Raw genomic sequence first — 2,339 nt, 5'->3', positions numbered from 1 at the left:
ACTGCGACTCCCGGCGACGGTTCGGCGAAGGTGACGTGGCGTGCACCGGCGAGCAACAACTCGCCGATCACCGGGTACACGGTGAAATGGAACGGCGGCGAGGCGAGCTTCGGCGCCGGCACCGCGGGCACGACGCAGACCATCACCGGCCTGCGCAACGGTACGGCATACCAGTTCACCGTCATCGCGACGAACAACATCGGTTCGACCTCGTCGGCCCCGAGTGACGCCGTGACTCCGTTCGGCAAGCCGACGGCACCGTCGTCGGCAACCCTCTCAGCATCGAACAATGGCTCGGGCGACATGTCGCTCTCGTGGGGTGCTGCGTCGTCGAATGGCAGCGCCATCGATCACTACGAGTGGGCCTTCACGTTGAACAGTTCGGCCAGCGGCAAGACCACCGCACGTTCGAAGTCGGCAAGTGGGTCAGTGGGGACGCCGTACCGCTTCCACGTACGGGCATGCAACGCGGCGGGCTGCGGTGCCTGGGAGTCATCCAACACCGACACCCCCACGAAGCCTGCGCGTCAGGTCGATCTCAGCAAGGGAACGCCGTACTCGAGCGGCTACTACTACAACGTCAACGTGTCGTGGTTCAACTCCGGCAACTACAGCGTCAAGACCTATTGCAATGGCGGATACCTCGGTGAAGGCACCATCTCCGTCGGAGGTGACGGCAAGGGCTCGTTCCGTGGCAACTTCAGCAACGGCGGGTGGTGCGGGTACCCGAACGTCTGGGTCACCGTCGACGGCGTGAAGAGCGAAGTCGAGAACTGGAACTAGTCGCCGTAGACCTGCATCGTTCGGATGCCACGGGGAGTCCTCCCCATGTGGAGTCGTTGTCTGATCGTGTTACCGTGTACCCCGGTGTGGGGTCGGGCTCGGCGCCAGTTGTCGACTGAGATCAGGGGAGTGGCGGTTTGAGTACCTTCACGTCGTGGGTGCGCACGCGCAAGGCTGCTGCGTCCACTGTCGCGATCACGCTGCTCGCTGGTGTTCCGTTGACGTTCGCGGTGATGCATCAGGGCTTCCCGGTGACCGATGTCGATCTCGAGGCACGTGAGGTCTGGGTCACCAACGGAAAAGAACTCCTCGCCGGGCGCCTCAACCGCCAGATCGAAGAGCTCAACGCGGCAGTCAACACTGCGTCGAACGCGTTCGACGTGTTGCAGGACGGCGACGATGTCTTCCTCTACGACGAGAGTCTCGGCTCGATCGAGCGCATCGATCCCGCGTTCACGACCCTCGGTCAGGGCATCGCGGCTCCTCCGGGTTCCGAGGTCGCCCACGGCGGCGAGACGCTCGCGATCCTCTCCCCGAAGGGCGAACTCTGGGTCACGGGCGCTGCCGGTGAACTTCAGCTGAACCCTGCCGACACCGAACCCGTCGCCCAGCTCGGCAAGGGCAGCCATGTCGCCGTATCGAAAGACGGGGTCGTCTACGCGACCTCTCCCGAAGAGGGTCAGCTCGCACGGGTGGAATCGCCCGGTGCGGAACCCGAGCTGAGCGAACTGCCCTCGATCAGCGAGCACCAGTTGTCGGTGGTGGGCGAGAAGCCCGTCGTGCTCGACATGGAGCAGAACCGCCTGATCATCGACGGGTCGGTGCGGGAGTTGCCCGAGAACGCGTTGAAGTTGCAGCAGGTCGGTGCAGAGAACGATTCGGTACTGTTGGCGACTGGTGACGGCCTTCTGCAGGTGCCGTTGGGCGGCGGCGACATCGAGATGATCTCGGCCGACATCGAGGCTCCCACGACGTCGCCTGATGAGGTGTCGAGTCCGGTGTGGCTCGACGGGTGTGCGCATGGCGCGTGGGCGGCGTTCGGTCGGTATGTGAACGCGTGTGATGACGGTGAGCCGTCGGCGCAGACGATCGAGCAGTCGACGAGGGGTTCGCGGCTGGAGTTCCGGGTGAACCGGAACGTGATCGCGCTCAACAATCTGTCGAACGGCAACGTCTGGCTCGTGGATTCGAACCTGCGGCTCGTCGACAACTGGGACGAAGTGACCCCGCCTGACGAGACCGACGCCGAAGAGGGTGATGAGAAGGCGTCGCAGCAGACGTTCGAAGACACCCTCGCTGAGCGGAGTGAGACCAATCGGCCGCCGACGGCGCGGGATGACACGTTCGGGGTCCGCCCGAGTCGTACGACGTTGCTCGAGGTGCTCGAGAATGACACGGATCCTGACGGTGATGTGCTGACGGTGACGAATGTGAGTGAGATCGCGGCGGAGTCGGGTCGGCTCGAGGTCATCGATGGTGGTCGGGCGTTGCAGTTCACGCCGGCTCCGGATGCTGCGGGCACGGTGTCGTTCCAGTACACGGCTGATGACGGTCGC

The 2,339-nt window shown here is 64.3% G+C and carries 2 protein-coding genes; both read left to right on the top strand.

The window, feature by feature from the left end; all coding sequences use genetic code 11:
• The coding region (locus AC6CH0_RS17745; RefSeq protein WP_498103327.1) for a fibronectin type III domain-containing protein at positions 1 to 783 on the top strand (783 nt) is incomplete at its 5' end.
• A gap of 137 nt (positions 784 to 920) precedes the next feature.
• The coding region (locus tag AC6CH0_RS17740) for an Ig-like domain-containing protein (RefSeq protein ID WP_498103325.1) at positions 921 to 2,339 on the top strand (1,419 nt) is incomplete at its 3' end.

This window comes from Agromyces sp. GQ35 (assembly GCF_059758475.1).
Note: the sequence above shows the minus strand (reverse complement) of the source record. Positions and strands in the feature narration are given on the sequence as shown.